This window comes from Halorubrum rarum, from assembly GCF_048380895.1.
Taxonomy (GTDB): domain Archaea; phylum Halobacteriota; class Halobacteria; order Halobacteriales; family Haloferacaceae; genus Halorubrum.
This window is the reverse complement of the sequence record NZ_JBLWMN010000015.1, coordinates 15,551-39,740: the sequence shown is the minus strand read 5'-3', so window position 1 is coordinate 39,740 and position 24,190 is coordinate 15,551. Positions and strand designations below refer to the sequence as shown.

Below are 24,190 nucleotides of genomic sequence, written 5' to 3'. Positions count from 1 at the left end.
ATCAGCGTCGTCCCGGCTTCGCGTTCACGACGTGTTTCGTGGCGTCCGTCGTCGATACGATCCCGACGACCTCGCCGTCCTCGGCCGTGACCGGAAAGTGCGTATAGCCGGACTCGAACAACTCCTCGAGGTCCGCGAGGGTATCTCCCTCGTTCGCCGTGATCACGTCCGTCGTCATACAGGCATCTATCGGAGTCGCGTCCTCCGGGTCGTTCTCGTACACTAACCGAACGAAGTCGGTCGCAGTGAGCAATCCCTTCAGCCGGTTCTCGTCGTCGACGACGAGGATCGAGCCGACCGCCTCGTCGAGCATCCGCTGTGCGGCGGTCGCCACGGTCGCATCGTCGTCGACGGTCACCAGCTCCGTTGACATGATCCGAGTGACGGGTACCTCGTCCATGTGTACTGATACCTTTCCACACATATATCAATTGACGGGGTGCATCTGACGCCGACGACGGGACGGAGACCGTGGACTGGACGACTGAACGGCTGGCGACGACCGGACGACCGGGCAACTGACGACGACTGGGCGACTGACGACGACCGGATAGCTGGCGGCTACAGGAGGGCTTCGGGCGCGTCCGCGAGTCCCGCGAGCGCGTCGGCCTCGACGTGGTGGAGGTCGCCGGGGATCACGAGGAGGTGGAGGGGCTCGCCGAACTCGCGCGTCGCCAGCGCGGAGAGCCGGTCGGCGGCGACGACCGCGTCCGGCGAGCCCGCCCGCGCGACGACGACGGCGAGTTCGTCCGCCCAGCCCGCCGCGAGGAGGGAGGCGGCGTACTCCGCGGTCATGTACTCCTCGTGGTCCGGGTCGGGACCCGACGGGCCGGTACCGACCTTGATGTCGAGGTAGACGACGGTGTGAAGGCCTCGTTCACGGTTCGCCTCGATCGTCTCGATCACGCTCGCGGGCACGTCGTCGCCGCCGTGCGCGTACGGGAACGGGAGCGTGACCGCCTTCCCGAACCGGTAGTTCTGGAGGCCGGTCAGACTCGACGCCGCGGATTGGGCGGTGACGCCGTGGATCACGCGGGTGTCGATCCCCCTGTCCTCGGCCCGCAGGCGGAGGTCCGTGTGCGTCGTCGAGATCATCGTGTCCCCCGCCGTGAGGAAGACGGCGTCACCCGACTCCGCGGCCGCGAGGATCGCCTCGGGGTCCTGCTCGACTCCCTCCCGCGGTCGGACCTCGATGTCGACGTCGTGATACGCCTCCAGGTCGGCGACGTCGGCACCGACGAGCCGACTCGTGTACCACTCCGCGAAGACGTGGTCCGCCGAACGGAGCGTCTCCGCCCCCTCGACGGTGATCGACCGCTCGTCGTAGAGTCCGAGTCCGATGAAGGTGAGCATACCGTCGCTCGGCGGGCCGACGCCTAAAGGTGCGCGGAACGGCAGTCGAACGAGTGGGTTCCGATAGCGGCAGGTCTTTCATAATCGTTCCTTGCGAATCCATAGCAAACCCTAAGAGGTGACCGGCGTAACTTCCATTTACTAGGCCTGCGGAAGGCCCAGACCATACTATGACTGAGGAAGAACTCATCTGGCGCATATCGGGGGGGTCCGGCGACGGGATCGCTTCCACCAGCCAGAACTTCGCGAAAGCCCTGATGCGTTCGGGGTTGAACGTGTTCACGCATCGGCACTACCCGTCGCGGATCCGTGGCGGTCACACCTACACGGAGATCCGCGCGGCCTCGGACCCGGTACGGTCACGAGGCGACGGCTACAACTTCCTGTTGGCGCTCGGCGACTCGTTCGCTCGAAACCCGCAGGAGGGAGCCGTCTACGGGAACGAAGAGATCAAGCCGCTCTCGGAGAACCTCGACGAGCTCCGCGAGGGCGGCGTCATCGTGTACGACGAGGGGCTGCTGGACGCCTCCGAGATTCCGGACTTCGAGGAGCGTGCCGAGGAGAACGACTGGCACGTGTACCCGCTCGACCTCCGCGGGCTCGCCCGCGAGCAGGGCCGTGAGGTCATGCGGAACACCGCCGGCATCGGCGCGACCTGCGCGCTGATCGGCATGGAGTTGGACCACGTCCAGGACCTCATGCGCGACGCGATGCCCGAGAAGATCCTCGAACCGAACCTCGAGATCCTGCAGATCGCCTACGACCAGGTCACCGAGGAGTACGACGTCGACGAGCCGGACGTCACGGTACCCACCGGCGAGCACGACGAACCGCAGCTGCTCATGTCCGGCTCCGACGCCATCTCGTACGGCGCGATCGACGAGGGCTGTCGGTTCATCGCCGGCTACCCCATGACGCCGTGGACGGAAGTGTTCACGATCATGACGAAGAACCTGACCGAACTGGGCGGGATCTCCGAGCAGGTCGAAGACGAGATCGCAGCGGCCGCGCTCGCGGTCGGTGCCTCTCACGCCGGCGTGAAGGCGATGTCCGGCTCCTCCGGTGGCGGCTTCGCGCTGATGTCCGAGCCGCTCGGGCTCGCCGAGATGACCGAGACGCCCGTCGTCCTCGTCGAGGCGATGCGCGCCGGTCCCTCGACCGGGCTGCCGACGAAACCCGAGCAGTCCGACCTCGAACACGTCCTGTACACCTCGCAGGGCGACTCCCAGCGCGTCGTCCTCGCACCGGCGACCGTCGAGGAGGCGTACGAGCAGTCGCGGCTCGCCTTCCGGCTCGCCTACGAGTACCAGATCCCGACGATCCTGCTGTACGACCAGAAGCTCGGCGGCGAGTTGGTCAACGTTCCGAAGAGCCACTTCGACCGCGAGCCGAACCCGACGCTCGGCAACACGCTGTCGGAGGCCGACCTCGCCGAGGAGCCCCACTCCGAGGACGGCAAGTTCCACCGCTTCCAGCACGACGTCGAGGACGGCGTCCCGCCGCGGTCGCTGCCCGGCCAGACGGACGGCCGCTATCTCGCGACGGGCAACGAACACGACCAGACCGGCCACATCTGCGAGGACCCGGACAACCGTCGCGCGCAGATCGACCGCCGGACGGAGAAGCTCGAGGCGATCCGCGCGGACCTCGATTCGGAGTCCACGGCCTCCTACCGCGGTCCCGACGACGCCGATTACGGCATCCTGACGTTCGGGAGCCAGCAGGGGACCGTCGAGGAGGCGGTCGACCGCCTCAACGACGCGGGTCACTCCGTCCAGTCGCTCGGCGTCTCCGAGATGCTGCCGTTCGCGTCCGAGGAGGTCGCCGAGTTCATCCGCGGCGTCGACGAGGTGCTCGTCGTCGAGATGACCGCCTCGGGACAGTTCCGCGGGCTCGTCCAGAAGAACCTCGGCCAGTACGGGGAGAAGCTATCGAGCCTGCTGAAGTACAACGGGAACCCGTTCGAGCCCGCCGAGATCGTCGACGGCTTCGAGGCCGTTATCGTCGAGGGGGAGCCGGACGTCCCCGGCGAACAGACCACGTTCGTCAAAGCGGCAGGTGACTAACAATGAGTGCATTCTCAGCGATCAACGAGGATCGGGAACTGGACGGAGACGAGTACACGCCCGGCGTCGAGCCACAGCCCACGTGGTGTCCCGGCTGCGGTGACTTCAGCGTCCTGAAGGCGTTGAAACAGGCGCTTCCGGAGGTCGGACGGTCTCCGGAGGAGACGCTTCTGTGTACCGGGATCGGCTGTTCGGGCAAGCTGAACAGCTACCTCGACACGTACGGCTTCCACACGATCCACGGGCGCTCGCTGCCCGTGGCTCGCGCGGCGAAACTGGCGAACCCCGAACTCGAAGTGATCGCCGCCGGCGGAGACGGCGACGGCTACGGGATCGGCGGAAACCACTTCATCCACACCGCCCGCGAGAACCACGATATGACGTACATCGTCTTCAACAACGAGATCTTCGGGCTGACGAAGGGACAGACGTCCCCGACGAGCCCGAAGGGCCACAAGTCGAAGACGCAGCCGTCCGGCAGCGCCAAGGAGCCGCTCAAGCCGCTCTCGCTGTCGCTCACCGCCGGCGCGTCGTACGTCGCTCGCACGGCCGCGGTGAACCCGAACCAGGCGAAAGAGATCATCATCGAGGCGATCGAACACGACGGGTTCGCACACGTCGACTTCCTGACGCAGTGTCCGACCTGGAACAAGGACGCGCGCCAGTACGTCCCGTACATCGACGTCAACGAGTCCGACGACTACGACTTCGACCCGACGAACAAAGTCGAGGCCGCGGAGATGATGCGCAAGACCGAGGAGGCACTGTACGACGGCGAAGTGCTCACCGGCCGCTACTACGTCGACGAGGACCGTCTCTCCTACGGCCAGGAGAAACGAGAGATCGGCGAGATGCCCGAGGAACCGCTGGCGGAGCGCTACTGGGACGACGACTACGAGTGGGAACGCTCGTACGACCGATTCCTCGAGAAACACGCCTGAATCGGCGTTGAACGGCCGGTTCTGGGCCCTTCACTCGATCTTTACGGGTTCGCAAGGTATTTTTTCCGTGGCGACAAACGTATCGGTATGAGTACCGTATCGACGGCGGAACGGATCCTATCGGTGTTAGAGGAGGACGCGCAGGCCTCCTGTGCGGAGATCGCCGATCGCGCGGACGTCTCGAAGCCGACGGTTCGAAAGTACGTCAGTCAACTCGAGGCTGACGGCGTCATCGTCGGCTACTCCGCGGACGTCGACCCCAAGAAACTCGCGTCACAGTCGATCGCGATCGTCGGGATGGACGTCGACTCGGGACAGTACGTGGAAGCGACCCGCGATCTGAAGGGACTGTCGGAGATCGAGACGCTGTACACCTCCTCGGGGGACCACATGCTGATGGCCGAGGTTCGCGCGACCGACGGCGACGAGCTCGGTGACGTCATCTCGGAGAAGCTCCTCGGGATCGACGGCGTCACCGCCGCCCACCCCTCGTTCCTGCAGGAACGGCTCAAGTGACACGCCCGGTATACGCCGACCACGCCCGCGACGACCGACGGCGACGACGAACCCGAACCGACTGACGTGTTTAAATACGTTCGTGACGATGAATCTATCATGAACGATGAAGTTAAATTCGCCCGACTCGAGGAAGCGTTCCGGTCGGAGTCGTATCCGTCGTCGCGGAGCGAACTGTCGGAGAGACACGCCGGCACCACGGTGTTGTACGCGGACGGCGAAGGCGATCTGGGCGAGCTGATCGCGTCGGTCGAACAGGAGCGATTCGAGGGTCCCAACGACCTGTACGTCGCCATCCAGAACGTGGTGCCGATCGAGGCGGTCGGCGAACCCGGCCAGTCCGACGGCGACGCCTGATCGAACGACCGTCGCCCGTGAGCGACCCGGACGGCGACTCGCGGCGATCGACGCGGATCCCGTCGTTTAAATACGATCCGCGGTTGGTTCCGCCATGAAGTTCTGCGACGAGTGTGGCTCCATGATGAAGTCCGGTGAGGGAGCGGACCACTGGGTGTGTGACTCCTGCGGGTACGAGAGCGGACGTGACGACGGGGCGGACGCGTGGATCACCGAGGCCCAAGAGGAGTCGGAGATCATCGACGTCAGTGACGCCGAGGACAAGGGGCTCCCGACGACGACCGCTCTCTGTCCCGAGTGTGACAACGACCAGGCGTACTGGTACATGCAGCAGATCCGCTCGGCGGACGAGTCCGAGACCCGGTTTTTCGTCTGCACCGAGTGTGAACACAAGTGGCGCGAGGACGACCACTGACCGGATCGCGTCCGACGCGTGAGTGGCGTGACCGTGTCCAGTGGCGCGTCCGTGACCGGTTTTGGTGGTACGTCCGTGATCGTGTCCGATGACGCGTCCGTGACCGGTGATACGTTCGTTCCCGTTCTCGACTACACGACCGTGCCATCGTCACCGGTCGGTTCGGGAGAGCCGTATCGGTCGGTCAGGTAGTCGATCACCTCGTCGACGGTCTCCGGATCGTAGCTCCAGAACCCGTAGAACCTGCCGGGTTCGCGCTCCTCGGCCAACAGCACGCATTTCGCGTCGTCGAAGCCGCCGCCGTCGTACGCGACGAACCACGTCTCCCGTATCTCGGGCGCGCGCTCGATATGGACCGTGTATCGATCGGCCTCGGGGGCGTCCCCCTCCGCGGCCGCGTACGCGTGGACGTCGAGATCCGCGAGCGTCGCGAGCCGGCTGTACGTCCGCGCCTCGCCGGTGAGCACGTCGAGGGTCTGGAACCCGGCGTGGAGCTCCCCGTCGCCGACGCGCCAGGCGCGGTCCTCGATCTCGCGCGAGGCCGCGACCATGTCGGCGTTCGAGTAGGAGGTGAACAGCGTCTCGTCCATCCGGTCCAACACCGGTCGTCCGGTGCGCCTCGGTCGCCCGTCGCCGTCGGTCGACGACGTCCCGGTCGCGTCCGGGTTCCGTTCGGGGAGGAGGTCGTCGATCGACACCGCGGTCACGAACGCCTCGTCGCGGGCGAGGACGGCGAACTCGTCGGGTCCCGCGTCCGTCTCCGCGGCCACGACTCGAACGTTGCGGTCCGCGAAGTGCTCCGCGAGCGTCTCTCGGACCGCGGGATCGGCATTGAACACCGTCAGAGTGGCCTCGCTCGCCTCCACTCCGGCGATCAACTCGATGAGCGACATTCCGTGATCGATCGACTCTCCGTGGGTATATGGAACTACCCCCGGATCGGTGGTGAGAGTCCTCCCGGATCGGCGGTGAGAGTCCTCCCGGATCGGAGTATGAAGCTATTTGCACGTTCGGGTCCCCTATCGAACCATGTTCATCCTGGTGAACCTCAAGGCGTATCCGTGCGATCCGATCGACGTCGCGACCGCCGCACGCGACGTGGCCGACGACGCCGGGGCGCGGATCGCGGTCTCGCCGCAGGCGGCCGACATCGCTCGCGTGGCGGAGACGGGCGTCGAGACGTGGGCGCAGCACGTCTCGCCGAACGCACACGGCTCGCACACCGGCTCGACGCTCGCGGAGGCGGTCGCCGACAACGGTGCCGAGGGAACGCTCATCAACCACTCCGAGAACCGGCTCACACTCGCCGACGTCGACGGCTCCGTTCGCGCGGCCGAGCGCACGGACCTCGAAACGATCGTCTGTGCGAACAACCCGGCGCAGGTCGGTGCCGCCGCGGCGCTCGGCCCCGACGCGGTGGCTGTCGAACCCCCCGAACTCATCGGCGGCGACGTCTCCGTCTCCACCGCCGACCCCGGCATCGTGGAAGACGCCGTCACGGCGGCCGACGCGGTCGACCCCGACGTCGACGTGTTCTGTGGGGCCGGCGTCTCGACCGGCGACGACGTCGTCGCAGCCGGCGACCTCGGGGCGTCCGGGATCCTGTTGGCGTCCGGCGTCGCCAAGGCGGACGATCCGAAGGCGGCGCTGGCGGACCTCGTTTCGGGCATCTGACGCGACGCGACCGAACGACTTCGGGGTCCCCCGAACGGAAGCCGGGCGGACATCGAACCGCGGACTGGTCGGTTCGGGGCGGTGCGGGAGGCCGACCGAGATGGGTACGGGAGGCCGACCGAGATGGGTGCGGGGGGCCGACCGAGATGGATGCGAGTCGAACGCGTTGACTGGATTTGCGGATCTGTATAAATACTCCGACCGGTCCGATCCCACGAACGAAGAAACCGCAAGACTGCGTCGGGGTTGGTCTGAACCGCTTGCCGCCGTATCTAGTAACCTTTAACCGACGCAAGCCGATAGGATCGGGCAAGATGGCGAGCAACAAGATCCTCGGTATCGACCTCGGTACCACCAACTCGGCGTTCGCCGTGATGGAGGGCGACGAGCCCGAGATCATCGCGAACGCGGAGGGCGACCGGACGACCCCCTCCGTCGTCGCCTTCTCCGACGACGGCGAGCGGCTCGTCGGGAAGCCGGCGAAGAACCAGGCGGTCCAGAACCCCGACCGAACGATCCAGTCGATCAAACGGCACATGGGCGAGGAGGGGTACGCCGTCGAGATCGAGGGCGAGGAGTACACGCCCGAGCAGATCTCGGCGATGATCCTCCAGAAGATCAAGCGTGACGCCGAGGAGTACCTCGGCGACGACGTCGAGAAGGCGGTCATCACGGTCCCCGCCTACTTCAACGACAAGCAGCGGCAGGCGACGAAGGACGCGGGCGAGATCGCCGGCTTCGACGTCGAGCGGATCGTCAACGAGCCGACGGCCGCGTCGATGGCGTACGGCCTCGACGACGAGTCCGACCAGACGGTGCTCGTGTACGACCTCGGCGGCGGGACGTTCGACGTGAGCGTCCTCGATCTCGGCGGCGGCGTGTACGAGGTCGTCGCGACGAACGGGGACAACGACCTTGGCGGTGACGACTGGGACGAGGCGGTCATCGACCACATCGCCGAGGAGTTCCGAAACGATCACGGGATCGACCTCCGCGAGGACCGGCAGGCGCTTCAGCGGCTGAAAGACGCCGCCGAGGAGGCGAAGATCGAGCTGTCGAGCAAAAAGGAGACGACGGTTAACCTCCCGTTCATCACCGCGACCGACAGCGGTCCGGTCCACCTCGAACAGTCGATCACGCGGGCGACCTTCGAGAACCTCACCTCGGACCTGCTCGAACGGACGGTCGAGCCGACCGAACAGGCGCTCGCGGACGCCGACTACGCGAAAGGGGACATCGACGAGGTGATCCTCGTCGGCGGCTCGACGCGAATGCCGCAGGTCCAAGAGAAGGTCGAAGATCTCGTCGGACAGGAGCCGAAGAAGAACGTCAACCCCGACGAGGCGGTCGCGCTCGGCGCGGCCGTCCAGGGCGGCGTGCTCTCCGGCGACGTCGACGACATCGTCCTGCTGGACGTGACTCCGCTCTCGCTGGGTATCGAGGTGAAGGGCGGCCTCTTCGAGCGGCTCATCGAGAAGAACACCACGATCCCGACCGAGGAGTCGAAGGTGTTCACCACGGCGGCCGACAACCAGACGTCGGTCAACGTCCGCGTGTTCCAGGGCGAACGCGAGATCGCCAACGAGAACGAACTGCTCGGCGCGTTCCAGCTGACGGGGATCCCGCCCGCGCCGGCCGGCACCCCGCAGATCGAGGTCTCCTTCAACATCGACGAGAACGGCATCGTCAACGTCGAGGCGGAGGACCAGGGGTCGGGCAACGCGGAGTCGATCACCATCGAGGGCGGCGTCGGCCTCTCCGACGAGGAGATAGAGCAGATGCAGGAGGAAGCCGAGAAACACAAAGCGGAGGACGAGGCCCGCCGCGAGCGCATCGAGGCGCGCAACGAGGCCGAAACGTCCGTCCAGCGCGCGGAGACGCTCTTAGAGGAGAACGAGGAGAACGTCGACGACGACCTCACGGCCGACATCGAGGCCGCGATCGAGGACGTCGAGGCGGTACTGGAGGACGAGGACGCCGACACCGAGGAGATCGAGGCGGCGACCGAGGACCTCACCGAACAGCTCCAGGAGATCGGCAAGCAGATGTATCAAGAACAGGCCGCACAGGCCGGCCCCGGCGGCGCGGGCGGCGCGGGTCCCGGTGCCGGTCCCGGCGGTATGGGCGGCATGGGTGGCATGGGCGGTGCGGGCCCCGGCGGCGCGGGTCCCGGCGGCGCGGCCGGAGAAAGCGACGAGGAGTACGTCGACGCCGACTTCGAGGACGTCGACGACGGGGACGGCGGCGAGACCGAGAGCGACGAGGAGTAGCCGACGGAACCGGTGACGAGTAATCGACGGTGCGTCGACGAGTGGCCGACGAATCGGACCCCGTCGCGCGCGGCGGACGGGCTTTTTAACCGAGCGGACGATCTAACCCAACACAACCAACGCAACGCATGAGTGAGGATTTCTACGACGTCCTCGGAGTTTCACGGGACGCCGACGAGGACGATATCAAGACGGCGTACCGGAAGAAAGCCGCCGAGTATCACCCCGACGTCAGCGATGCCGACGACGCCGAGGAGACGTTCAAAAAGATACAGAAGGCAAAGGAGGTGCTGACCGACGAGGAGAAGCGTCGTCAGTACGACCAACTCGGTCACGAACGCTTCACCGAGGCGGACAAGCGCGGTGCGACCGGCGGGGGCGGCCCCGGCGGCGCGGGCGGTCCCTTCGGCGGCGGTGGCGGCGCGGGCGGCTTCGAGGACATCTTCAACCAGTTCTTCGGCGGTCGCGGCGGCGGCGGCGGTCGCGACACCCGCCCGCGGCAGGGGCGTGACCTCCGAACGGGCCTCACCGTCGATCTGGCGGAGGCGTTCGAGGGGACGACCAAGGAGCTGACACTCACGCGTCCGACGACGTGTGAGACCTGCGACGGCGAGGGACATCCCTCCGACGCCGACGTCCGGACCTGTCCGCAGTGTAACGGGCAGGGACAGGTCCGACAGGTCCAGCAGACGCCGCTCGGGCGCGTCCAACAGACCTCGACGTGTCCCCGATGTGAGGGCACCGGCGAGACGTACAGCGAGGACTGCGCGGACTGCGGCGGCGACGGCGTCGTCCGCGAGGAGGCGACCCTGTCCGTCGAGGTGCCGGCCGGGATCCGGTCGGGACAGAGCCTGCGAATGGAACGCGAGGGTGCGCCCGGCGAGAACGGCGGTCCCAACGGCGACCTGCTGATCGAGGTCGACGTCGACGTCGGCGAGCGGTACGAGCGTGACGGTGACGACCTCCGTGTCACGGAGGCCGTGTCGTTCCCGCAGGCCGTCTTCGGCGACACGATCGAGGTGGAGACGGTCGACGGCTCCGTCGAGATGGACGTTCCCGCCGGCACGCAGAGCGGCGAGACGTTCCGGCTGAAGGGGAAGGGGATGCCCCGTCTGCGACGGCGCGGTCGCGGCGACCTGTACGTCAAAGTCGCCGTCGTGGTTCCCGAGAGCCTGAACGAGGAACAGCGCGAGGCGCTGGAGGCGTTCGCGGAGGCCGGCGGCGAGGAGATCGACGTCGGCGGCGGCTTCTTCGAGAAGCTGAAGAGCTCCTTCTGATCGCCTCGCGGTCTCCTCGGCTCGATCCGGTCGGCTCGGCCCGAAGCTTTTGCATGCCCGGACCGACGGATCGGGCATGGGATACGACGAGGTCGACTACGCGGACGTGGAACCGCGCGCGCCGGGGATGTACTTCCTGCGGGACGCGCTCGACTGCTCGGCGCTCGGGGTGACGGTCGTCGAGGCGGACGACGGGTGGGACGGCCTCGAACACGACCACGCCGAGGACGGACAGGAGGAGGTGTATCTCCTCCTCGACGGTGCCGCGACGCTCACCGTCGACGGCGACGACCTCGCGGTGACTCCCGGTGAGGCGGTCCGGGTCGACGCCGAGGCGACGCGGTCGCTCTCGTTCACCGAGGACGGCTCGCGGATGGTGATCGCGGGCGCTCCCTGAACCGACTCGCGGGACGATCGTCGGAACCCCCGACCGTCGGAACCCCCGACCGTCGGAACCCCCGGTCGTAGCCGCGGTTTTTAACTCCCGGTCGTCCCGAGTTCCGACCATGGACGTCGTCGGCGACCTGTTGGCCCGGGAGCGTCGGAGTCGCGACCTCGCGCTCGTCACGCGCGAGGGCAGCGAACGGAGCTACCACGACGTGATCACGAACGCGTACAAGGCGGCCAACGTCCTCCGGCACCTGGGCGCTCGCGAGGGCTCGACGGTGGCGGTCGCGCCGGAGCCGAGCGTTCACACGACGCTCGCGTTCCTCGGCGCGGCGCGGCTCGGCGCGTGCGTCCGGTTCGACCCCGAAGCGGGTCTCGACGCGGGCGACCGCGTCGCGCTCGTTCCCGTCGCCGAGGAGCCGGACCGCGTTCCCTCCCCCGGGACGAACCTCGCGGTCTTCGGCGGACCGCCGGCGCGCGCCGGGACCACCCACTGGGAGGCGGAACTGTGGAGCGAGAATCCCGGGACCCCGCCGTCGACGGTCGGCGCGGACGACCCCGTGATCGTGTCCGCGGACGGGACGGTCAGCCACCGCGACGTGCTCTCGGCTGCGCGGGAGGTCGTCGAGGCGTTCGGTCTCGACGACTCCTCACGGGTCGTCGTCAGGACGTCGTTCGCCGAGCCCGGAACCATCGCGGTCGGCGTCGTCGCGCCGCTCGTCAGCGGCGGAGCGACCGTCCTCGCCGGGACTGATCCGAGTGGGACGGACGCGGCGTCTCGCGGCGACCTCGCCGTCGTCCCCGGCGTCGACGCGGGCGGACCGGAGACGGTTCCGGAGCCGCGTCGGATCGATCCCGTCGACTGAGTCGGCGAACGGACCGATCGAGGGCCGGCCGTCCCGCCAAACGATTTGTGAGTGGCACACCTCGGTTCGGATATGGAGTTCACCGTCGTACAGGGCGACATCGCCCGGCAGTCGGCGGACGCACTGGTCAACGCCGCGGGCACGAGCCTGCGGATGGGTTCGGGAGTGGCGGGCGCGCTCCGCCGCGGGGCGGGCGGGCCGATCAACGAGGCGGCCATGGCGGCCGGGCCGGTCGACCTCGGCGGGGTCGCGGTGACGGAGGCGTTCGATCTCGACGCCGACGTCGTCGTCCACGCCGCCGCGATGCCCCACTACGGGGACGGGAAGGCGACCGCCGAAAGCGTCAGGGAGGCGACGCGGAACGCCCTCGCCGCGGCCGACGAGCGGGGCTGTGAGTCGCTCGTGATCCCCGCGCTGGGCTGCGGTGTCGCCGGCTTCGACCTCCGGGAGGGGGCTCGGATCATCGCCGAGACGATCGACGCCTTCGAGCCGGACCACCTCTCGGATGTGCGATTCATCGCGTACTCCGACGACGAGTACGAGACGGTTCGAAGCGTCGCCGAGGCCGTCGTCACAGGTGACGAAGCCGGGTAGTCCGAGAGTTGCGGAGCGGCGGTCTCAGAAGTCGCCGCCGTCGGTGATGCTCGTGTGCGAGCCGATCAGCGCGCCCGAGAGATCCAGGTTCTCGAGGGTTGCGCTCTCGTCGATCACGGAGTTACGGACGTCGCAGTCGGTGATCTCCGTGTTCGGGAACACGACGGTCCGTTCGAGCGAGGAGTCGGTCACCGTCGCGCCCGCCATCACGTGGACGACGTCGCCCAACGTGGAGTCGGTGACCGTCGCGTCGTCGTGGACGAGCGTTCCCCCGTCGAGGGCGTACTCGACGGCGTCGAGGTAGCTCGCGGCCGTGCCGATGTCGAACCACGCGCCGTCGAAGGTGAAGGCGTGGACGGGCTGTCGGCTCTGGAGCCACTGGATGAACCAGCCGGGCTCGTCCGGGTTCTTCCCCTCCTCCAGATACGTCGACAGGTCCGGGAGCGTCTCCGCGGGGAACGCGTAGCAGGCGATGGAGACGAGCGTGCTCTTGGGGTCGTCCGGCTTCTCCTGGAAGTCGACCACCTGGTCGCCGTCGAGCTGGACGAGCCCGTACGACTTCGCGCGCTCCTTGGATCCGACGTCGTACGCGACCAGTGCGGGCGTTTCCTTCTCCTCGAAGAAGTCGGCGAACTCGCCGAGATCGAAGCTGATCATGTTGTCGCCCGCGACGACCATCAGGTCGTCGTCGACGTCCTCGCGGTCGACGAGTTGAGCGAGCGCGCCCACGACGCCGAACTTCTCGTCCTCGGCGACGGTCTCCTCGATGGAGAGGGTCGGCTTCTCGAACTCGCTGTCGGCGAGGTACGTCTCGAACGGCTCCTCGAACTTCTCGTTCGTCGAGATGAACACCTCATCGACCCGGTCGTCCGCCTCCAGGTCGGCGAATATCTCGTCGATGACCGTGTTCTCTCCCACCGGGAGGAACATCTTCGGTCGATCCTTCGTGATCGGCCAGAGCCGCGTCGCGTAGCCGCCTGCGAGTACAACTGCCTTCATACGCGTATTCCCGGCAGCGGGCACCATACTTCTTGCGCCCGTGACAACCTTGTGAAACGTGGACGACGTTTCCGTCGGCTGCGTCCGCATTCGATCTCCTCGAGCGTCGTCGTTTTACCCGATCGGCTCCAGATCCCGGTATGGAGCCGACGACGCGCCAGCGTATCGCCGACCGACTCCGGGAGGACGCGGCGACCGCGAGCGAGCTCGGGGGAGCGCTGTCGCTGCCGACTCACGTCGTGTACGACCACCTCGAACACGTCTCCCGATCCGTCGCCGACGGCGAGACGTTCCTCGTCGCGCCGCCCGCGTGCCACGAGTGCGGCTTCGACGGCTTCGACGAGCCGCTCAACCACCCCTCTCGGTGTCCGGAGTGCAAAAGCGAGCGCATCGAGGAGCCGGCGTTCCGAATCGAGTGACCGGCTTCGACGGGAGGGATGGACGACCCGTTCAGCTCGCGTCCCGCAGCCGCTCCAGCGATTCGGGGTTCTCCATCGAGGAGAGGTCACCGGGGTCCTCGCCCCGATACACCGACGCGATGGCCCGCCGGATGATCTTGCCGGACTGCGTCTTCGGGAACGCGTCGACGAACAGGAGCTCGCGCGGCCGGAACGGTTTGCCGTGCTCCGCGCCGACGAGCGCGCGGAGCTCCTCGCGGAGGTCGTCGCTCGCTTCGACGCCGGGTTCCAAGACGACGTACGCGACGACGGCGGTGCCGGTGGTGTCGTCGGGGACGCCGACGGCCGCGGCCTGATTGACGGCGTCGTGATCGATGAGCACGCCCTCTATCTCCGCCGGGCCGACCTTCCGCCCGGCGACGTTCAACGCGTCGTCCGCGCGGCCGTGGAGGAACCAGAAGCCGTCCGCGTCCTTCTGCGCGAAGTCCCCGTGGTTCCACAGGTCCTCGAACGTCGACCAGTACTCCGCGAGGTAGCGCTCGTCGCCCGACCAGAGACTCCTCGTCATCGACGGACACGAGTCGCGCGCGACGAGATAGCCGCGCTCGTTGGCCTCCCTGACCGAGTTCCCGTCCTCGTCGACGATGTCGATCGCCATCCCGAGTCCGGGGCCACCGAGCGTGCAGGGTTTCAGCGGCTGGGTCGGCATCGGCATCAGGAAACAGCCGCAGATCTCCGTTCCGCCGGAGATGTTGATGATCGGACAGCGGCCGCCCCCGACCGCCTCGTGAAACCAGTTCCACGACTCCGGATCCCACGGCTCGCCGGTCGAGCCGAGGAGCCGCAGCGAGGAGAGGTCGTGTCTCTCGACCCACTCATCCCCGTGTTTGCGGAGCGCCCGGATCGCGGTCGGGGAGACGCCGAACACGGAGAGGTCGTGGCGGTCGATCATCCGCCACAAACGATCGGGTTGCGGATGGTCGGGCGCGCCCTCGTAGATGAACACCGTCCCGCCGAACGTGTGATTGCCGATCAGCGTCCACGGCCCCATCATCCACCCGATATCGGACACCCAGAAGAACCGGTCGTGCGGCTTGTGGTCGAAGCCGAAGTGGATCTCCTTGGCGCACTGCGTCTGTACCCCCGCGTGCGTCTGCACTATCCCCTTCGGCTCCCCCGTCGTTCCCGAGGAGTACAGCAACATCGACGGCTGGTCGGACGGCAGCGCCTTCGTGTCGTAGTCGGCCGAGCGGGACTCCACGGCGGCCTCCCACGTGTCGTCGCGGTCGTCGTCCCACGGGACCGGTTGACTCCGACGCTCGGGGTCGTCGGGGCCGACCGTCGACGGCGTCGAACCGCGTTCCGGCGTCGCGCCGATCCGGTCGTACACGACGACGTGCCCGACGCCGCCCGCCTCGGCCATCGCGTCGTCGAGGGTCCCCTTCAGTCGGACCTCGCTCCCGCGGCGGTAGAAGCCGTCCCCGGTGAAGATCACCGACGGCTCGGCGTCGGCTATTCGGGTCGCGGTCGCGTCCGTGCCGAACCCCGAGAAGATCGGGACCGCGATCGCGCCGACCTTCAGGCAGCCGTAGAGTATCGCCGCCACCTCGGGCACCATCGGCATGTAGAGTCCGACCGTGTCGCCGGTGTCGACGCCGACGGACTCCAGGTAGTTCGCGACGCGGTTGCTCGACCGATGCAGTTCGTGAAACGTGATCTCGCGGACGTCGCCGAGTTCACCCTCCCAGATCAGCGCTACCCGGTTACGGTTCGGAGAGTCGGCGGCGGCGTGGCGGTCGACGACGTTGTGAGCGACGTTGAGCTCGCCGCCCGGGTACCAGTCGGAAAACTGCGGGCCGTCCGTATCGTCACGGACGACGTCGTAGTCGGTGTAAAACTCGATGTCGAGGTAGTCGACGAGTTCGTCCCAGAACCAGTCGATCCCCGACTCGGGCTCGCCGTCGACGTCCGAGGTGGTCCGTTCGATCAGCTCCTCGTAGTCGTCGATACCGTACTCACGCATGAACGCGGCGACGTTCGTCGACTCGACGAACGCCGGGTCCGGCTCGTGGACGATCTCGCTCGTCCCCTCGTACTCATCCATCTCGTCGAACGGTTCCCGCGGGGACCGTAAGTAGCTTTCCGGCGGATCGGTCGGTCGTCAGTCCTCGTCGCTCTCGACGTCGATCTCAGCGTCGGCGTTGATCTCAGCGTCGGCGTTGATCTCAGCGTCGGCGTCGGCGTCGATCTCAGCGCCGCTCTCGACGTCCGCCTCGGGCACGACGTCGACGCAGGCGACCTCGTCGTCCGCCGCCAGATCCATCACGATGACGCCCATCGTGTTTCGCCCGACCGTCGAGATCTCCTCGACTCGGGTCCGCATGATCTGACCGCCCGCGCTCATCACGAGCAGGTGGTCGCCGTGTGTGACCGCCTCGAGGGCGACGACCGGTCCGTTGCGGTCGCCGGTCTTGATGTCGACGAGCCCCATTCCGTTCCGGGACTGCGGGCGGTACTCGTCGAGGTCGGACCGCTTCCCGTAGCCGTTCTCGGTGACGGTCAACACCCAGTTGTGACGGTCCTCGTCGATCGCGGCGACGCCCGCGACCGCGTCTCCCTCGCGGAGGTCGATCCCGTAGACGCCGCGGGCGGTCCGACCCATCGCTCGGACCTCGTCCTCGTCGAACCGGATCGCCATTCCGTTTCGGCTACCGATGACGATCTCCGTCTCGCCATCTGTCACTTCGACGTCGACGAGTTCGTCGCCGTCGCCCAGCGTCAGTGCACGGATCCCGGTCGATCGGATGTTCTCGAACTCCCCGACTGCGGTCCGTTTGATGTAGCCGTCGCGAGTGACCATCGTGAGGAACTCGTCGTCGGTCAGATCGTCCGTGTTGACGACCGCCTCGATCTCCTCGCCGTCACCCAGATCGAGGAGGTTCACCGCCGACTTCCCGCGGGCGGTTCGAGACATCTCCGGGATCTCGTACGTTTTGAGCCGATAGATCTGTCCCTGATTCGTAAACACGAGCAGGTAGTCGTGGGAGTTCGCCCGGAACACCGAGGAGACGCGGTCGCCCTCCTTCAGATCCACGCCGATGATCCCTTTCCCACCCCGGTTCTGCGCCCGGAAGCCGTCCAGGGGCATCCGCTTGATGTAGTCGTCCTCGCTCATGACGACGACGCACTCCTCCTCGGGGATCAGGTCCTCGTGAGTGACGGTTCCGGTGTCCTCGATGAAGCTCGTCCGGCGCTCGTCGCCGTACTCGGCTTTCACCGCCTCCAGCTCCTCGATTATCACCGCATCGAGCTCGTCGGGATCCCCGAGGATCGTCTCCAACCGCTCGATGCGGGCAGTGACGTCGTCGTACTCCGACTCGATCTCCGCCGTCTCCATCGACGTCAGCGATCCGAGCTGCATCCGGACGATGTGTTCGGCCTGCGCCGCCGAGAAGTCGAACCCGGCCTCCAGGGCCGCCTTCGCGGCGTCGCGGTCCTCGGAGTCCTGGATCGTCTCGACGACGTCGTCGACGTTGTCCAGCGCCTTCAGCCGCCCCTCGAGGATGTGCGCACGGTCCTCGCGCTCGGCCAGTTCGTGCTCGGAGCGCCGACGAACGACCTCGCGGCGGTGGTCCACGTAGTGTTCCAGCGTCTCCTTTAAATCGAGCACCTGCGGCGCGCCGTCGACCAACGCGAGGTTGATAACGCCGAACGTGCGTTCGAGGTGGCTCTCGAGCAGCTGGTTTTTCACCACCTCGGCCATCGCGTCGCGCTTCAGCTCGACGACGACGCGGATCCCGTCCCGGTCGGACTCGTCGCGGAGGTCGCGGATCCCCTCGATCGAGCCCTCGTTGACGTCGTCGGCGATGCGCTCGACGAGGCGGGCCTTGTTCTGCTGGAACGGCAGCTCCGTGATGACGATCCGGCCCTCCTCCTCGTCGACCTCGAACTCCGCGCGAACGCGAACGCGACCGCGACCGGTCTTGTACGCCTTGTGAACCGCGTTCCGACCGACGATGTTCGCCCCGGTCGGGAAGTCCGGGCCCTTCACGTGGTTCATCAGGTCCTCGACGGTGCAGTCGGGGGTCCCGATCAGCTCGACGGTCGCGTCGATCACCTCGCCGAGGTTGTGCGGCGGGACGTTCGTCGACATCCCGACCGCGATCCCCGAGGAGCCGTTGACGAGCAGGTTCGGGAACGCCGCGGGCAACACCTCCGGCTCCATGAGCCGGTCGTCGTAGTTCGGCTGGAAGTCGACGGTGTCGCGCTCGATGTCCGCGAGCAGCTCCTCCGCGATGGGAGCCATCCGTGCCTCCGTGTACCGCATGGCCGCGGGCGGGTCGCCGTCGACGGAGCCGAAGTTCCCCTGCCCGTCGACGAGGGGGTACCGCATCGAGAAGTCCTGTGCCATCCGCGCGAGGGTGTCGTAGATCGCGCTGTCGCCGTGCGGGTGGTAATCACCCATCGTCTCCCCGACGATCGAGGAGGACTTCCGGTGGGCCGAACGGGACGTGACGCCCGCCTCCTGCATCGCGTAGAGGATGCGGCGGTGGACGGGTTTGAGCCCGTCACGGACGTCGGGCAGCGCGCGTCCCGCGATGACCGACATCGCGTAGTCGATGTACGACTGCTCCATCTCGTCCTCGATGCGTGCGTTCTTCACCCGTGCCGCGGGCGCGTCGTCGGGATCGGGTACGTCGGAACTCATCAGATGTCCACCCACTCGGCTTCAGTCGCGTGTTCCTTGATGAACTGCTTGCGCGGCTCGACGGCGTCGCCCATCAACACGTTGAACATGCGGTCGGCGGCGGCCGCGTCGTCGATGGTGATCCGCTTCAGAATGCGGTTCTCCGGGTCCATCGTCGTGTTCCACAGCTGGTCGGGGTTCATCTCGCCGAGCCCCTTGAACCGCTGGACCTGGTCGGGATCGCCGTCGCACTGCTCCTCGATGAGGCGGTCGCGCTCCGCCTCCGTCATCGCGTCGTACGTCTCCGAGCCCTTCCGGATGCGGTATAAGGGCGGCTGGGCCGCGTAGACGTAGCCCGCCTCGATCAGCGGCTTCATGTGCCGGTACAGCAGCGTCAAGAGGAGCGTCCGGATGTGTGCGCCGTCGACGTCGGCGTCGACGAGCAGGATGATCTTGTTGTACCGGACCTCGTCGATGTCGAACTCCTCGCCGATCCCCGCGCCGATCGCCGTGATCAGCGAGCGGATCTCCGTGTTCTCGAGGATGCGGTCGAGCCGGTGTTTCTCGACGTTGAGGATCTTTCCCTTGATCGGGAGAATCGCCTGATTCTCCCGATTTCGTCCCTGCTTGGCGCTTCCGCCGGCCGAATCTCCCTCCACAACGAACAGCTCCGCCTCGGCGGGATCCCGCGTCTGACAGTCCGCGAGCTTGCCGGGCAGCGCCGTCGACTCCAGTGCGGACTTCCGGCGCGTCAGCTCCTCGGCCTTCTTTGCCGCCTTGCGGGCGCGGGCGGCTTCGGCGGCCTTGTGTACGACCGTCCGGGCGGTGTCGGGGTTCTCCTCGAGGAAGGTGCCGAGCTTCTCGTGGGTCGCGGATTCGACTATCCCCCGGACCTCGCTGTTCCCGAGCTTCGTCTTCGTCTGGCCCTCGAACTGCGGGTCGGGGTGTTTGATCGAGATGACCGCCGTGAGCCCCTCGCGGACGTCCTCGCCTTTCAGGTTGGCGTCGAGGTCGTCGACGAGCCCGTGTTCGTTCGCGTAGTCGTTGACGACGCGCGTGAGCGCCGTTTTAAAGCCCGTGAGGTGGGTTCCCCCCTCGCGGGTGTTGATGTTGTTCGCGAACGCGTGGACGGAGCCCTGTAGCTCCTCGGTCGCCTGCATCGCGATCTCGACGTGAACGCCGTCCGCCTCGTCCGCGAAGTAGATGACCTCCTCGTGGATCGGCGTGCGCGTCTCGTTGAGATACGCAACGAACTCGCGGATGCCGCCGTCGTACAGGAACCGCTCCCGCTCGCCGTCGCGCTCGTCGGCGAGTACGATCTCGACGCCGGAGTTGAGGAAGGCGAGCTCGCGGAGCCGGTTCGCGAGCGTCGAAAAAGAGAACTCGTCGGTCTCGAAGATCTCGCCGTCGGGCCAGAACCGGATGTGGGTTCCCGTCCCCTCGTCCGGTTCCATGTCCCGGACGCGCTCGAAGCCGTCCGGGGCGGGTTCGCCCCGCTCGAACCGGTGGCGGTAGACCCCGCCGTCGCGTTTCACTTCGACCTCGAGTCGCTCCGAGAGGGCGTTGACGACGCTGACGCCGACGCCGTGGAGCCCGCCGGACACCTGATACGACTTCGAGTCGAACTTCCCGCCGGCGTGGAGGACGGTCATGATGACCTCCAGGGCCGGTCGGTCGTACTTCTCGTGGGTGTCGACGGGGATCCCGCGCCCGTCGTCGGAGACGCCGACGGAGCCGTCCTCGTGGATCGTCACCTCGATCCCGTCGCAGTACCCCGCGAGCGCTTCATCGATGGAGTTGTCGACGACCTCGTAGACGAGATGATGGAGCCCACGGTCGTCCGTGGATCCGATGTACATCGCCGGACGTTTGCGTACGGCCTGCAGGCCTTCCAGAACTTGGATCTGGCCTGCTCCGTACTCACTCTCCTCTGGCATAGAACTTACCCGATGTAGTCAATGCCGGGTTATAAACCCGGCGTACGCGCGCGCGGGCGAAAGTGTCCGAGGACGAAGTGCCCGCCTCCGGGGACGAATCGACCCGTCTCCGGGGACGAAGCGACCCGCCTCCGTTCGGAGACGGACCGGAACCGGTCCGACCGCGCGGTCCGGCCTCCGGTCGTCGAGGTCGTCGAGGTCGTTGCTCCCGGCTTTATGTTCCTCACCGCGTAATCGGGCGATATGACCGACATCGTGACCGTGCTAGCGATCACGGGCGCGGCCGGCCTCGCGACCGGGATCGGCGCGCTTCCGGTGTTCGTCCGAGCGCGCGTGAGCCATCGAACGTACGACGCCGCGCTCGGACTCGCGGCCGGGATCATGGTCGCGGCCAGCGTGTTCGGGCTGATCCTCCCCGGCATGGAGGACGGCGGGCTCGCGACCGTCATGATCGGACTCGTCATCGGCGGGTTCGCGCTGCTCGCCGGGAACCGCGCGATACCCCACGTTCACGCCGCCTACCGGGAGTGGACTGCGGAAGGAGGCGCGACCGAGGCGGACGTCACGGCGGTCTCTGAGCGCGCGATGCCGTTCGATCCGGACGGGCCGACCGATCCGGTCGAGTCGGATACCCCGCGCGGGTCGACCGATCCGATCGCGTCACCGGAATCGGCGACGGATCCGGCGTCCCCCTCGTCGAGCGAGCAGGACGGCGTCGACGCGCGGATCCGGAAGGCGCTGCTCGTCGGCGGTGCCATCACCCTGCACAACGCGCCGGAGGGGTTGGCGATGGGCGTCGCGTTCGCGTCCGGCCTGGAGGAGGTCGCGGTGTTGCTCGCGATCGTGATCGGCCTCCAGAACGTCCCCGACGGGTTCGCGTTCGCGGTCCCGATGGGCGAGACGGGGATGAATCGCGGGCGAGTGTTGCTTTACACGACGCTGTCCGGGTTCGTCCCGCAGATCGTCGCCGCCACGTTCGGGTACTACCTCGTCTCGTTCGCGGCCGGGCTGTTTCCCGTCGCCGCCGGCTTCGCCGCGGGCGCGATGCTCGCGGTCGTCTTCCGGGAGATGATCCCCTCCTCGCACGGGCACGGCTACGCCGACGCCGCGACGACGGCGTTCCTCCTCGGATTCGTCGTCCTCGTCGTCGTCGACGAGGTTCTCGTCCTCTGAGGGAGGCCGTCGCCGCTCGGTCACGCGGGACGATCCCCGTCCGACGCAGTTCGATGACGGTCGCGGCCCGCGCTCGTCCACCGAGTTCGCGTCTCGCGTCAGACGGACGTCGTTCGACAACGAACGCTTAATACGCGCGCTCCAGACCGTATGAACTATGAACGGTCCACCGGAGGAGATCACGTCGCTGGTCGGTCGTGAGGTGTACTCGAACAACGGTGTGTTCGTCGGGGAGGTGGAGGACGTCCGCCTCGATCTCGACGCACAGTCCGTCACCGGACTCGCCTTGGGCGAGCTCAACATCGAACTGTTCGCCGGTCGCATCGAGCGGAACACGGGCATCATCGTCCCGTATCGCTGGGTCCGTGCGGTCGGCGACGTCGTGTTGATCAACGACGTCATCGAACGACTCGACACCGGCGATGACGAGGTTGAGGCCGAAGTCGAACCGTCGTCGGGCTGAAGTCGACCCGTCATCGTCGACGCGAAACGCGGCGCACAGAGCCAGCGTTCTCGGCGATCGACCCGCGGAGCCGGCGGCTCGGTGATCGGTGAACCCTGCGGCACCCGTCCTGATCGCACGATACTGAACATTTTCTGGGTGCGGATGTGATCGTGTTGCACGTCCGTGTAGACTCGCAACGTTTTTGCGTGATCCGTCACGACGGTTTACATGGCGAAGGATTCCGGCCGATTCTCGGCGAAACTCGACGTACCAGAGGCGTTGACGTTCGACGACGTGTTGCTCAGACCGATGGAGAGCCGCGTGGAGCCCGACGACGCGGATCTGTCCTCTCGCGTCTCGAGGAACGTCGAACTGACGGTTCCGATACTGTCGGCGGCGATGGACACGGTGACCGAAAGCGATCTCGCGATCGCGATGGCTCGCGAGGGCGGACTCGGCGTGCTCCATCGCAACATGACCGTCGAGGAGACGGCCGCCGAGGTCGAGCGCGTCAAACGCGCCCACGAGCTGATCATCCGGCGCGAGGACGTCGTCACCGTGAACCCCGACGACACCGTGAGCGAGGCCGACGAACGGATGGAGCGAGCGGGCGTCTCCGGCGCGCCGGTCGTCGACGACGACGACGTCGTGCTCGGCATCATCTCCGGTACCGACATCCGGCCGTACCTTGAGGTCGGCGAGGAGGACGCGGTCCGCGAGGCGATGACCGACGAAGTGATCACCGCATCCGAGAACGTCGACGCGCGCGAGGCGCTGGAGCTGATGTACGAGCACAAGATCGAACGCGTCCCGATCGTCGACGACGGCGACGGGCTCGTCGGACTCGTGACGATGGGGGGTATCCTCCAGCGCCGCGAACACGAGAACGCCGCCCGCGACGAGGACGGCCGCCTGCTCGCGGGCGTCGCCGTCGGTCCGTTCGAGGAGGAGCGCGCGATCGCGGCCGACGAGGCCGACGTCGACGTGATCTTCATCGACTGTGCACACGCACACAACCTCAACGTGCTCGACTCCGCGGAGGCGATCAAGGAGACGGTCGACGCCGACGTCGTCGTCGGCAACGTCGGGACGCGAGCGGCGGCGGAGGCAGCAGTCGGGTTCGCTGACGGACTGAAAGTCGGCATCGGACCGGGCTCGATCTGTACGACGCGGGTCGTCAGCGGGGCCGGAATGCCGCAGATCACCGCGGTCTCGGAGGTCGCTGACGTCGCCAGCGACCACGGCATCCCGGTGATCGCCGACGGCGGGATCCGCTACTCGGGCGACGCGATCAAAGCGATCGCCGCCGGCGCTGACGCCGTGATGCTCGGGTCGTACTTCGCGGGCACCGAGGAGGCCCCGGGGCGCGTCATCACGATGCAAGGGAAAAAGTACAAGCAGTACCGCGGGATGGGATCGGTCGGCGCGATGAAATCCGGCGGCGGCGACCGCTACCTCAAGGACGCCGACGAGGACGAGGAGTTCGTCCCCGAGGGCGTCGAGGCCGCGACGCCGTACAAGGGGACTCTCGCCTCCGAGCTGTACCAGCTCACCGGTGGCATGCGTTCCGGGATGGGCTACGTCGGTGCGAACACGATCCCCGAGGTACACGAGCGTGCGGCGTTCGTCCGCGTCTCCAGTGCGGGACAGACCGAGGGGCACCCCCACGACGTGATGATCACCGACGAAGCCCCGAACTACAGCCCGAACGAGTGACGGACCGATCGGGCAGTTGGCCGGCCGGGTGACCGTCGTCGTCGACGACGCTCCGTCGATGCGAGGGATCGGAGGGGGAGACGTGTGACCGACCCGTGTCCTTTCGGAAACACTCGCCG

At 67.1% G+C, this 24,190-nt stretch carries 22 protein-coding genes; 15 read left to right on the top strand and 7 right to left on the bottom strand.

What is annotated here, in order from left to right; genetic code table 11:
• Position 1: 1 nt before the first annotated feature.
• Both ACNSN7_RS11525 and dph5 read right to left on the bottom strand, forming a co-directional pair.
• Positions 2-400: a CBS domain-containing protein gene (locus ACNSN7_RS11525; RefSeq protein ID WP_418282437.1), complete on the bottom strand. Its 399-nt coding sequence runs from the start codon at positions 398-400 to the stop codon at positions 2-4.
• 161 nt (positions 401-561) lie between these two features.
• Positions 562-1,353, bottom strand: coding sequence for a diphthine synthase (gene dph5 / locus ACNSN7_RS11520; protein ID WP_418282436.1), 792 nt, complete (start codon positions 1,351-1,353; stop codon positions 562-564).
• A gap of 170 nt (positions 1,354-1,523) precedes the next feature.
• On the opposite strand from dph5, the gene ACNSN7_RS11515 reads away from it, so the two are divergent.
• The 5 genes from ACNSN7_RS11515 (at position 1,524) to ACNSN7_RS11495 (ending at position 5,648) form a co-directional block, all read left to right on the top strand.
• Positions 1,524-3,419, top strand: coding sequence for a 2-oxoacid:acceptor oxidoreductase subunit alpha (locus ACNSN7_RS11515; RefSeq protein WP_418282435.1), 1,896 nt, complete (start codon positions 1,524-1,526; stop codon positions 3,417-3,419).
• Between the two features lie 2 nt (positions 3,420-3,421).
• Positions 3,422-4,360 (top strand): thiamine pyrophosphate-dependent enzyme, encoded by a 939-nt coding sequence (locus ACNSN7_RS11510; RefSeq protein ID WP_418282434.1) that lies wholly within the window; start codon positions 3,422-3,424, stop codon positions 4,358-4,360.
• 87 nt (positions 4,361-4,447) lie between these two features.
• Positions 4,448-4,876, top strand: a complete 429-nt coding sequence (gene lrpA1 / locus ACNSN7_RS11505) for an HTH-type transcriptional regulator LrpA1 (RefSeq protein ID WP_418282433.1) — start codon at positions 4,448-4,450, stop codon at positions 4,874-4,876.
• 99 nt (positions 4,877-4,975) lie between these two features.
• Positions 4,976-5,233, top strand: coding sequence for a DUF5789 family protein (locus ACNSN7_RS11500; RefSeq protein ID WP_418282432.1), 258 nt, complete (start codon positions 4,976-4,978; stop codon positions 5,231-5,233).
• A gap of 94 nt (positions 5,234-5,327) precedes the next feature.
• Positions 5,328-5,648: a transcription factor S gene (locus ACNSN7_RS11495; RefSeq protein ID WP_418282431.1), complete on the top strand. Its 321-nt coding sequence runs from the start codon at positions 5,328-5,330 to the stop codon at positions 5,646-5,648.
• A 131-nt stretch (positions 5,649-5,779) separates the two neighbouring features.
• Here the strand turns inward: ACNSN7_RS11495 and ACNSN7_RS11490 are convergent, their stop codons facing one another.
• Entirely contained in the window at positions 5,780-6,541 is a 762-nt protein-coding gene (locus ACNSN7_RS11490; protein WP_418282430.1) for a DICT sensory domain-containing protein, read from the bottom strand.
• A 136-nt stretch (positions 6,542-6,677) separates the two neighbouring features.
• Between ACNSN7_RS11490 and tpiA the strand changes: the two genes are divergently transcribed.
• From tpiA to ACNSN7_RS11460, 6 genes are all read left to right on the top strand, one after another.
• Positions 6,678-7,322 (top strand): triose-phosphate isomerase, encoded by a 645-nt coding sequence (gene tpiA / locus ACNSN7_RS11485; protein WP_418282429.1) that lies wholly within the window; start codon positions 6,678-6,680, stop codon positions 7,320-7,322.
• Positions 7,323-7,636: 314 nt separating this feature from the next.
• On the top strand, positions 7,637-9,592 hold the full coding sequence (dnaK, locus tag ACNSN7_RS11480) for a molecular chaperone DnaK (protein WP_418282428.1): 1,956 nt from the start codon (positions 7,637-7,639) through the stop codon (positions 9,590-9,592).
• A 128-nt stretch (positions 9,593-9,720) separates the two neighbouring features.
• Entirely contained in the window at positions 9,721-10,869 is a 1,149-nt protein-coding gene (dnaJ, locus tag ACNSN7_RS11475; RefSeq protein WP_418282427.1) for a molecular chaperone DnaJ, read from the top strand.
• A gap of 76 nt (positions 10,870-10,945) precedes the next feature.
• Positions 10,946-11,266, top strand: coding sequence for a cupin domain-containing protein (locus tag ACNSN7_RS11470; RefSeq protein ID WP_418282426.1), 321 nt, complete (start codon positions 10,946-10,948; stop codon positions 11,264-11,266).
• A 109-nt stretch (positions 11,267-11,375) separates the two neighbouring features.
• Positions 11,376-12,122, top strand: coding sequence for an AMP-binding protein (locus ACNSN7_RS11465; RefSeq protein WP_418282425.1), 747 nt, complete (start codon positions 11,376-11,378; stop codon positions 12,120-12,122).
• A gap of 72 nt (positions 12,123-12,194) precedes the next feature.
• Positions 12,195-12,716: a macro domain-containing protein gene (locus ACNSN7_RS11460; RefSeq protein ID WP_418282424.1), complete on the top strand. Its 522-nt coding sequence runs from the start codon at positions 12,195-12,197 to the stop codon at positions 12,714-12,716.
• 24 nt (positions 12,717-12,740) lie between these two features.
• Here ACNSN7_RS11460 and ACNSN7_RS11455 read toward each other — a convergent pair whose 3' ends face one another.
• The gene (locus tag ACNSN7_RS11455; RefSeq protein WP_418282423.1) at positions 12,741-13,715 is read right to left on the bottom strand and encodes a nucleotidyltransferase family protein; all 975 of its coding nucleotides are present in this window, start codon (positions 13,713-13,715) and stop codon (positions 12,741-12,743) included.
• Between the two features lie 140 nt (positions 13,716-13,855).
• Here ACNSN7_RS11455 and ACNSN7_RS11450 point away from each other — a divergent pair, with 140 nt between their 5' ends.
• Positions 13,856-14,134 (top strand): transcriptional regulator, encoded by a 279-nt coding sequence (locus ACNSN7_RS11450; RefSeq protein ID WP_418282422.1) that lies wholly within the window; start codon positions 13,856-13,858, stop codon positions 14,132-14,134.
• A gap of 31 nt (positions 14,135-14,165) precedes the next feature.
• Here ACNSN7_RS11450 and ACNSN7_RS11445 read toward each other — a convergent pair whose 3' ends face one another.
• Genes ACNSN7_RS11445 through gyrB form a run of 3 tightly spaced genes read right to left on the bottom strand, consistent with a single transcriptional unit; the run spans position 14,166 to position 20,737 of the window.
• Positions 14,166-16,217 (bottom strand): AMP-binding protein, encoded by a 2,052-nt coding sequence (locus tag ACNSN7_RS11445; RefSeq protein WP_418282421.1) that lies wholly within the window; start codon positions 16,215-16,217, stop codon positions 14,166-14,168.
• Between the two features lie 57 nt (positions 16,218-16,274).
• A complete protein-coding gene (gene gyrA / locus ACNSN7_RS11440) occupies positions 16,275-18,821 on the bottom strand; it encodes a DNA gyrase subunit A (protein ID WP_418282420.1) in 2,547 nt (848 codons plus the stop codon).
• Positions 18,821-20,737 carry a DNA topoisomerase (ATP-hydrolyzing) subunit B gene (gene gyrB, locus ACNSN7_RS11435; RefSeq protein WP_418282419.1) on the bottom strand — a complete coding sequence of 639 codons (1,917 nt, stop codon included), beginning with the start codon at positions 20,735-20,737 and terminating at the stop codon, positions 18,821-18,823. The genes gyrA and gyrB overlap by 1 nt, the downstream gene beginning before the upstream one ends.
• A 243-nt stretch (positions 20,738-20,980) precedes the next feature.
• Between gyrB and ACNSN7_RS11430 the strand changes: the two genes are divergently transcribed.
• From ACNSN7_RS11430 to guaB, 3 genes are all read left to right on the top strand, one after another.
• Complete coding sequence (locus ACNSN7_RS11430; RefSeq protein WP_418282418.1) at positions 20,981-21,910, top strand: ZIP family metal transporter; 930 nt, start codon at positions 20,981-20,983, stop codon at positions 21,908-21,910.
• A 157-nt stretch (positions 21,911-22,067) separates the two neighbouring features.
• Positions 22,068-22,373 (top strand): PRC-barrel domain-containing protein, encoded by a 306-nt coding sequence (locus tag ACNSN7_RS11425; protein WP_418282417.1) that lies wholly within the window; start codon positions 22,068-22,070, stop codon positions 22,371-22,373.
• A 210-nt stretch (positions 22,374-22,583) separates the two neighbouring features.
• Positions 22,584-24,071: an IMP dehydrogenase gene (gene guaB, locus ACNSN7_RS11420; RefSeq protein WP_418282416.1), complete on the top strand. Its 1,488-nt coding sequence runs from the start codon at positions 22,584-22,586 to the stop codon at positions 24,069-24,071.
• The last annotated feature ends 119 nt before the right edge of the window (positions 24,072-24,190 follow it).

What these genes read in the sequence shown, in the direction of transcription:
- ACNSN7_RS11525 (WP_418282437.1), bottom strand. Translation starts at nt 400, where the DNA reads ATGGACGAGGTACCCGTCACTCGGATCATGTCAACGGAGCTGGTGACC.
- dph5 (WP_418282436.1), bottom strand. Translation starts at nt 1,353, where the DNA reads ATGCTCACCTTCATCGGACTCGGACTCTACGACGAGCGGTCGATCACC.
- ACNSN7_RS11515 (WP_418282435.1), top strand. Translation starts at nt 1,524, where the DNA reads ATGACTGAGGAAGAACTCATCTGGCGCATATCGGGGGGGTCCGGCGAC.
- ACNSN7_RS11510 (WP_418282434.1), top strand. Translation starts at nt 3,422, where the DNA reads ATGAGTGCATTCTCAGCGATCAACGAGGATCGGGAACTGGACGGAGAC.
- lrpA1 (WP_418282433.1), top strand. Translation starts at nt 4,448, where the DNA reads ATGAGTACCGTATCGACGGCGGAACGGATCCTATCGGTGTTAGAGGAG.
- ACNSN7_RS11500 (WP_418282432.1), top strand. Translation starts at nt 4,976, where the DNA reads ATGAACGATGAAGTTAAATTCGCCCGACTCGAGGAAGCGTTCCGGTCG.
- ACNSN7_RS11495 (WP_418282431.1), top strand. Translation starts at nt 5,328, where the DNA reads ATGAAGTTCTGCGACGAGTGTGGCTCCATGATGAAGTCCGGTGAGGGA.
- ACNSN7_RS11490 (WP_418282430.1), bottom strand. Translation starts at nt 6,541, where the DNA reads ATGTCGCTCATCGAGTTGATCGCCGGAGTGGAGGCGAGCGAGGCCACT.
- tpiA (WP_418282429.1), top strand. Translation starts at nt 6,678, where the DNA reads ATGTTCATCCTGGTGAACCTCAAGGCGTATCCGTGCGATCCGATCGAC.
- dnaK (WP_418282428.1), top strand. Translation starts at nt 7,637, where the DNA reads ATGGCGAGCAACAAGATCCTCGGTATCGACCTCGGTACCACCAACTCG.
- dnaJ (WP_418282427.1), top strand. Translation starts at nt 9,721, where the DNA reads ATGAGTGAGGATTTCTACGACGTCCTCGGAGTTTCACGGGACGCCGAC.
- ACNSN7_RS11470 (WP_418282426.1), top strand. Translation starts at nt 10,946, where the DNA reads ATGGGATACGACGAGGTCGACTACGCGGACGTGGAACCGCGCGCGCCG.
- ACNSN7_RS11465 (WP_418282425.1), top strand. Translation starts at nt 11,376, where the DNA reads ATGGACGTCGTCGGCGACCTGTTGGCCCGGGAGCGTCGGAGTCGCGAC.
- ACNSN7_RS11460 (WP_418282424.1), top strand. Translation starts at nt 12,195, where the DNA reads ATGGAGTTCACCGTCGTACAGGGCGACATCGCCCGGCAGTCGGCGGAC.
- ACNSN7_RS11455 (WP_418282423.1), bottom strand. Translation starts at nt 13,715, where the DNA reads ATGAAGGCAGTTGTACTCGCAGGCGGCTACGCGACGCGGCTCTGGCCG.
- ACNSN7_RS11450 (WP_418282422.1), top strand. Translation starts at nt 13,856, where the DNA reads ATGGAGCCGACGACGCGCCAGCGTATCGCCGACCGACTCCGGGAGGAC.
- ACNSN7_RS11445 (WP_418282421.1), bottom strand. Translation starts at nt 16,217, where the DNA reads ATGGATGAGTACGAGGGGACGAGCGAGATCGTCCACGAGCCGGACCCG.
- gyrA (WP_418282420.1), bottom strand. Translation starts at nt 18,821, where the DNA reads ATGAGTTCCGACGTACCCGATCCCGACGACGCGCCCGCGGCACGGGTG.
- gyrB (WP_418282419.1), bottom strand. Translation starts at nt 20,737, where the DNA reads ATGCCAGAGGAGAGTGAGTACGGAGCAGGCCAGATCCAAGTTCTGGAA.
- ACNSN7_RS11430 (WP_418282418.1), top strand. Translation starts at nt 20,981, where the DNA reads ATGACCGACATCGTGACCGTGCTAGCGATCACGGGCGCGGCCGGCCTC.
- ACNSN7_RS11425 (WP_418282417.1), top strand. Translation starts at nt 22,068, where the DNA reads ATGAACGGTCCACCGGAGGAGATCACGTCGCTGGTCGGTCGTGAGGTG.
- guaB (WP_418282416.1), top strand. Translation starts at nt 22,584, where the DNA reads ATGGCGAAGGATTCCGGCCGATTCTCGGCGAAACTCGACGTACCAGAG.